This is a genomic window from Desulfosporosinus sp. BICA1-9 (genome assembly GCF_000802135.1).
The window spans coordinates 1-7,346 of sequence record NZ_JUEE01000259.1 but is presented as its reverse complement, the minus strand read 5'-3'; the positions used below and the strand labels follow the sequence as shown (position 1 = coordinate 7,346).

Here is a 7,346-nt window from a genome sequence, read left to right as displayed (position 1 = left end):
GCCACATTTCCTGATACCAGTCTAATCTTAAGCATTGTACATAATGAAAAGAAAAAAGCAATTGAAGGACTTAAAAAATTCACAGAAGAGGGTAACGAAGACCACTGCCTGGATTGCGATAAGACCAAACGAATCAGCGAAAGCGAAGCATATGAAATCACCAAGAGAATAATGAAAGGTAAACCAGTAACGGCTTTACAGAAGATGGACCAGGATGCACGAAACAAAATATTGAGTCGTTTAAGAAATGATGGATTAAGCCTGCGGCAAATATGCAGGATCACTGGCTTTCCATTCCACATTGTCCGAAAGGCTTAGACATTGACACAGAAGAACCGTCCCCTTGTGTCTCCCTTGTGTCTCCGTCCCCTTGTGTCTCTTGTGTCTTGCTTGTTTATTGGTTGGAACGACGCTGCCACTTTGCTGTATTTATCTCAATTGGCTGGGCTTTGCTCCCTTGGGGGGTACCGTTTTATCTTCCGATTATTAGTTACATTGCCTTTGTGTTCCTGTTTTTGCCCATTCGCATCCATGATATCCGACGGATTGGTGGGCATTACCGATCATTTTTATTGCTACCTGGAATTATTGCGGGGGTATTGTTTGTTTGGGTCTTGTTTCATTACTCAGATTGGATTTATTTGTGGCACATGGTGAGACCGTAGGGAGGATGTTTATTAGCCCAGTCGCATACGTTCCATTGCTGTTCGCTTGCCGTTAAGGCTAAAACACAAAACCCTTGTGAAGACGCACATTAAATAAATAGACAACGGAAAAGTTGATTATACGTAGGATTCAATATAGAATGTATTGAATTATTTTATCGGAATGGGGAATTGATTGTATATGCAAAAAGGAAACTTTAAACCTGGTTTTTTGGCAACGGGAGTTGGAAGTGTACCACTAACCAATGGTGAAGAAGCGTTGGAATTGATTTGGAAAAGTGTTCCGCACGCGCCCCATTGGCCGCAACTTCCGCGTCTCGGAGCAGAAAGCTCCTTTGTTGGGCAATATCTCAACGCCCTAGTTGAAACTGGAGTCATAGCAGATGTCGAAGACCCAAAATTTCAAGTTGATGCGCCGGATTGGGTAGAGCGGATGACAGTTTTCTATACGTTGTATTTAGAGGCGGTTGAGGGTGATCAACAAGCGCTGGATCGCTTTGGATTCAGCTCACAGGGTGGGGAAGGGTTTGAAGTCTTTTGTCGTAATCTTGAACATTACGGAACAAGGGAGGCTGTAATTTTAAAGGGACAGCTCAGTGGTCCGGTGACCTTGGGAATGCAGATTACGGATAAAAATAGACGGTCGAGTTATTATGATGATACTCTCAGGGATATGCTGGTTAAAACCCTTGCCTTGCATGCTGAGTGGCAGACCAAACAGCTCAGCCAGTTTGGCTTACCTGTACTTATGATGATTGACGATCCAGGGTTTTATGGCTTTGGTGCTTCAACCCACATTACGTTGAAAAGGGAGCCTCTAATTGAAGAACTGAATGTGATTGTTGAGGGGATCTTGCGGCAAGGTGGAATTGCTGGTGTGCATGTCTGTGCAGGCATGGATTGGACCCTTCTTTTTGACTCTAAGGTTCAGGTCGTGAATTTTGACGCCTACGAATATATGCAGAGCATGATGGTCTTAGCGGAGCCACTCAATAGATTTTTAACACGGGGAGGAATCCTTTCTTGGGGAATTGTTCCCACGAGTCCGATTGCTTGGGAAGAAACTTCGCAAAGCCTTAAAATCCGGTTGGAAGGTAATATCGAGGAACTCGTGAAACGTGGAGTTGATGAATCCCTTCTTCGCCAACAAAGTATGTTAACACCGAGCTGTGGAACGGGAACACTTCCCCAAGAATTGGCAGAACAGGTGTATAGGCTTTTAGCAGGCCTTGGGGGCCTTGTGTGACACAAAGGAGATTCACTTTTGTAAGCGCGAAGGTCCGGGCTAGAGACGGGGAGACGGCGGGAGAAGACCATGGCGCGTTGGCGGGGCAGTGCACGTCCGCTGGCCTTGGCTTTTCCATTTGGTCAACTATATAACAAAAAGCAGGTTACCCATTTTCGGGTAGCCTGCTTTTTGACATTAGTATGACATTTTTATCGAACGGAATTGACCTGTGTGCGGTGCAGCAGGGGTTGGACATATTCAGTCTCACCCTGACGCTGAGCATAGAGGCGGGGGGATGAGGTAGATATCCTGTAAGAAATTTAAATCTATCACCCGATTGGGTGATAGATAAAGTGAGGGAAATTTAGTAAACTGAAGTTGGACTGGGTTGATTATAAAAAGAGGGGGGAACTTGGATGGTATTATTTAAGGCAAATAGGTTTATTGCATCCTTAGCTATCACGGCACTTACAGTTACTTCGGGATTGACTCCTGGTGCAGCTATGGCAAGCGATGCGCAGGTAAAATCAATGTACAACGTTCAGTCTGCTCAGAGCTCAATTAATACGCTTACTCGTCTTGGTGGGTATGATAGGTATGGTACAGCAGTTCAGATCGCAGACCATGGCTGGCAGTCGGCAAGCACAGCAGTCTTAGCACCGTCAGGAGATCGGAACATGGTAGACGCACTTGCCTCCTCAAGTCTTGCCAAAGCGGTCGATGGACCAATCCTTTTGGCGGACATTGACTCAGTACCTGCCAGCACGTTGAATGAATTAAAAAAGCTTGGCGTAACTAAGGTTTATCTGGTAAGTGGGACGGCGGTAATGTCGGCTAAAGTCGAGAGTCAGCTTACCGCAGCCGGAATTCAATCCGTACGGCTGGGCGGTTATGATCGGTATGAAACAGCTGTAAATATCGCCAAGGAAATCCAAAAAATTAAACCGTTTCAAGAAGTTGTAGTAACTAATGCCTTTGCCAACGTCGACGCAATTTCGATTGCCCCGATTGCGGCAGCCAAAGGAATTCCGGTTCTGCTCGTTGATAAGGATTCCGTTTCGAAAGTTGTGTCTGACTTCATCAAGTCGTCAGGTATAAACAAGACCTATGTCATAGGTGGCACGGCAGTTGTATCCAACTTAGTCAAGGATGCACTTCCCAATGCCCTGAGACTCGGCGGGAATGATCGTTTTGATACAAACACTGAAGTGTTAAAGCAATTCGAAAACCTTATTGTCGGTGGCAGCATGTTCTTCGCCAATGGAAATGACACCAGCCTTATAGACTCTTTGACAGGTGCTCCTATGGCGGCTAAACTTGGCGGTGCTATTGTACTGTCAAATAAAGAAGCCGTTCCAGTCGGCACTAAAGCATTTATCCAGACCGATATAGCTCTTAAGAATCCTGGAATTCTTGGAGGAACTGCGGTAATGTCGGATTCGACTGTACAAAGCTTAGGATATGCCCAGCCCGGCCAGTCCGCCATTCTAAACGGGGCTGTGGAATTGAACACTCCTAATGCTGCATTTAAAGACTTAACAGTCAACGGGAACATTCTTGTCGATGCAGATGGCGTAACATTGCAGAATGTCATTGTAAAGGGCACTGTATTTGTCGATCCAGGTAAGGCAGGCTCTACTACTCTTGACGGCGTGCAAGCTACTAGAATTGTTGTTCTATCGGGCGCAGATCACAGTATTCATTTGAAAAATACTAAAGCTGATAGACTAGTGGTATCCAGCTCTTCTCCAGGTACGCGTGTAGTGGCTGAAGCTGGTACAACGCTTGGGTTTACGCTGGTTCAGTCCAATGGCACAGTCGAATCACAGAGCGGAGCAAATGTTGGGGTACTTTCTGCCCAGCCAAGGCTAGATACTCAAATTGCTGTAGGCTTGCAGGGAACGTTCGCTAACGATGTTGCCCTTTCTGGAAGCCTAAAGTTAACGGCAGAAGCTGGTGCAGTTGTAAGCAACGTGAAAGTTGCAAAGGCAGCTTCGTCAGAGGCGATCCAGTTGGCTGGTCAGTTCGCCAGCGTATCCATCACCGATAGCTCGTCTGTAACTGTAGTATCTGGTACAGTAGCAAAGATGAACACGGCTGCTGCGTCCAGTATAGTAGTAAAGCCAGGAGCAGCAGTAACCAGTCTTAGTTCCAGCGCTGGCAGCGTTACCCTAAGTGGCGGAGGTAGTGTTAATGGTAATCTAACGACAGCCACCCCTACAAGTTCTACCATTCCGGTAACACCAGTAACCCCTTCTGATGGCGGTGGCGGTGGCAGCTCCACATCAACGGTAGCAGTAAGTGCTATTACCAACGCAGATGTTGCTATTTCATCTGGTAGTATTATTTTCGGATATACATTTACAGCAGCAAGCGATGCAGTGACCTATGCACAAGCAAAAGCTGCTCCCTACTACTTGGATGCAGCTGCATCGACGGTAACCATCAAGGACGGCGCAGGTAATTCAGCTGTCTCTTATGTGCAGGATTTGGGAATTGCAGACGATGGAACGATATCGTATGCAAATCTTGCAGCTGTACAAAGTAAATTCGCAGGGCTTAATTTTCTTCCTACAGCGATACAGCTTCATTTAGTTGGCGCATCTGTTGTTAACTCTGGTGCAAATGCATGGACTAAAGATGTCACAGTAACACTTGAAGCGGGAGAGATTGCGCTGCTTACACCGGCACAGGCAAACGGCAGTGATTTTACGCCGGGCGTGGGCGGGGCCCTTCCCACATTTGTTCCATTTGCAAGCGAAAATAATAAAATAGGCGGTTTGTATGTAGACAGAAACCATAAGTATGTCACAATGATTTTAAGTGGGAATCCTATTATTGACCACATTGTCGAGATGAAGTTTTTACCGCCTCAGGATTTTGGGGCAACAGGTTATACGTTGCAGTATTCAAGTGACAATGGGGTAGGATGGGCGAATTATTCTAATGTAGCAACCGAATCGGCTACTCAAGACAATTTCTCTATCAAAAATCCAGGAGGAGATTATCAATATCGCCTACTGGTAGTTGGAGGAAATAGCGCTGGCTATACTTCAAATATTATCGAAGCACCATCGCCAAGTGTAGTAACTAGATTTACAGGGTACGGTCTTGATGAAAGTATGGTTATCTCAGGAGTTATGGCACCCTTTATCGGGAGGGGCTTAACGGCGTCCTTCACTGCCACTCAGTATGTGTCGGATGCTGATGACTTGGTATACACCGACCGATACATGACCTATCAATGGTTCCGAGTAAATCCTGTGACCTATGAGATGACGGTTATTCCCGGGGCGACAAATTTAACCTACGTAACAACCGCCGCTGACGCGGGATACCATTTCATCGTTCGAGCCACTGGGGATGGTGAGAAGGTAGGCGGATACTTGCAGATACTGGCAGGCAGGGATAACGTCGTCCCGAACAAGGCATTTATTAGCAACGTAACAAATACTGGTTTTACACTTAATCTTCATAAAACTGTTAGCAGTCTTGCTGTTGGAGATTTAATCCTTCGCGACAAAGATAATGCTATTGTCCCAATCATTTCAGTAACAGCCGGAGCTAATAATGCAGTTTTTAATATTTTGGCAAACATTAATCAAGAGAACGGCCCATTCAGACTGCAGAATAACTCTGGTTTTTGGCAAATTGTGTCTGTAGTTGCAGGCGGACATATGATGACGGAAGGCGTGGAAGTTGCAGCGCACTCTGCTAGCAGTGCAAAAGACATCACAATATTCAGCTTTGCTGACTTGGCACCCAGTGAAATAAATGGAACAAACATTTCGTTGACCGTGCCTAAGCAAACAGATGTAACGGCATTGAAAGCAACCTTTGTAAGTTCACCTGGTTCCACTGTAACTGTAGGTTCAACAACGCAAATAAGTGGAACAACAGCAAATGACTTCACAAATCCGGTAACTTATACCGTTACAGCACGAGATTCAACAACCAAGACCTATACAGTAACGGTAACTATAGCCCCAATTGCAGCGAAAGCAATAACAGCATTTGTGTTAGTTGGATTGAACCCTGCAGTAGTGGGCGTGATAAATGAAGCGTCACATACAATCGCTGTTGCAGTACCGTCTGGGACGGCTGTAAGTGCATTGGCAACCTCAATTGCCATAACAGGGGCAAGCGTATCACCAAATACAGGAACAGTACAAGACTTTACATCTCCGGTAACATACACGGTAACAGCAACAGATGGATCAACACAAAACTATGTCGTAACAGTGACCGTACTATCGGCCTAGTTTAAAAGAAAGTCAAAGAAAAAGAAAAGTCAAAGAGACGTTTGAAAAGTCAAAGAGACGTTTGAAAAGTCAAAGGGACGTTTTGTTTGCCATATATCTGTGCTCGGGTCGAAAAAGACCCCCGAAGTTCGGGGGTCTTCCTTATTTATCAAATCGGCCTCGGTTGGATAAATCCATCCGGGGACTTTTTCATACCTTTCAAGGATTAAGAGGGGTGGAACAATAATAACCCATTTTGTGTGCAAGTAGCGTGCAAGTCGGGGACGGTTCGTAAAGGGCGCAATCGGAAGTTTTGCACGTCGAAAAGGCTCAACGCTCAGGTCTACTGATAATTGAGCCATAAAGATAATTACGTGTATATACAGCAAAATTTTTGATTGCCCCAGAAGAATGAAGTCGCGGGTTGTACTCAGCTATGGAAAAGCAATCGTTTGCTTTGGGCTTTATGTAGTGACAGTTTGGGATTTTTCGTAGATAAGAGGTTCATTTTTGTAAGAGTTTTTGTAAGAGTTCGCACGATTTGGGCATAACAACTCATAACTTCCCCCTCCCCACTGAAAGGGCTTCTTGAAATCCTATATAATTCTACCAATATCATGGTGATGCTGTGGTGGGAGCTATCAAATTTACCTTTCTTAGGTGACCCTTCCCACACTTCGGACAGATCGTTACATCCTTGCCGGCAAGAAGACAAAGAATCTCAAGGGTTTCAAGACCATCGAATTTTGATAGGTAAATGGGACTACCGGTTAATTTTCTGCACAGCGCCAGCTTTGTCTTTTTGTTCCGATTGGCAAGGATTCCATAATGTCTTATTTTAATAAACCCTTTGGGAAGTATATGCATTAAAAACCGTCGGGGCACACGGGGGGACGGTTCTCTTGTGTCAAATTAGAATGCATGGTAGAATCTGAGAAAAGGGAAGAAGGGGCGTGAAGGAATGCCCAGGAAGCCAAGAAAGAAGAGTGAAACAGGAATCTACCATGTTATAGTACGGGGAATCGGCCAGCAGGATATTTTTCACGAAGAAGATGATTTTCAGAGATACCTGGAAACCACAAAAAAGGTATCACTAGAAAGCGGGGTAAGCGTACTGGGGTATTGCTTGATGACCAATCACGTTCATTTATTGCTAAGAGAAGACTATGGCGATATATCAGTGTTTATGAAACGCTTGGGTATAAGTTACGC

The 7,346-nt window shown here is 45.2% G+C and carries 3 protein-coding genes and 2 pseudogenes; 4 read left to right on the top strand and 1 reads right to left on the bottom strand.

Annotation, left to right across the window (positions count from 1 at the left end; translation table 11 throughout):
• From JL57_RS32215 to JL57_RS36100, 3 genes and pseudogenes are all read left to right on the top strand, one after another.
• Positions 1–318, top strand: a pseudogene (locus JL57_RS32215) (hypothetical protein); the annotation flags it as partial.
• A gap of 528 nt (positions 319–846) precedes the next feature.
• The gene (locus JL57_RS32210; RefSeq protein WP_034145955.1) at positions 847–1,911 is read left to right on the top strand and encodes a methionine synthase; all 1,065 of its coding nucleotides are present in this window, start codon (positions 847–849) and stop codon (positions 1,909–1,911) included.
• A 398-nt stretch (positions 1,912–2,309) separates the two neighbouring features.
• Positions 2,310–6,155, top strand: coding sequence for a cell wall-binding repeat-containing protein (locus JL57_RS36100; protein WP_291300852.1), 3,846 nt, complete (start codon positions 2,310–2,312; stop codon positions 6,153–6,155).
• Positions 6,156–6,923: 768 nt separating this feature from the next.
• Here the strand turns inward: JL57_RS36100 and JL57_RS36095 are convergent.
• A pseudogene (locus tag JL57_RS36095) lies at positions 6,924–7,013 on the bottom strand (transposase); the annotation flags it as partial.
• An 82-nt stretch (positions 7,014–7,095) separates the two neighbouring features.
• On the opposite strand from JL57_RS36095, the gene JL57_RS32190 reads away from it, so the two are divergent.
• A partial coding sequence (locus JL57_RS32190; RefSeq protein WP_034145952.1) for a transposase occupies positions 7,096–7,346 on the top strand: 251 nt, incomplete at its 3' end.

Bases quoted from the DNA above. Each gene is read 5' to 3' on its own strand.
- JL57_RS32210 (WP_034145955.1), top strand. From the start codon at position 847: ATGCAAAAAGGAAACTTTAAACCTGGTTTTTTGGCAACGGGAGTTGGA.
- JL57_RS36100 (WP_291300852.1), top strand. From the start codon at position 2,310: ATGGTATTATTTAAGGCAAATAGGTTTATTGCATCCTTAGCTATCACG.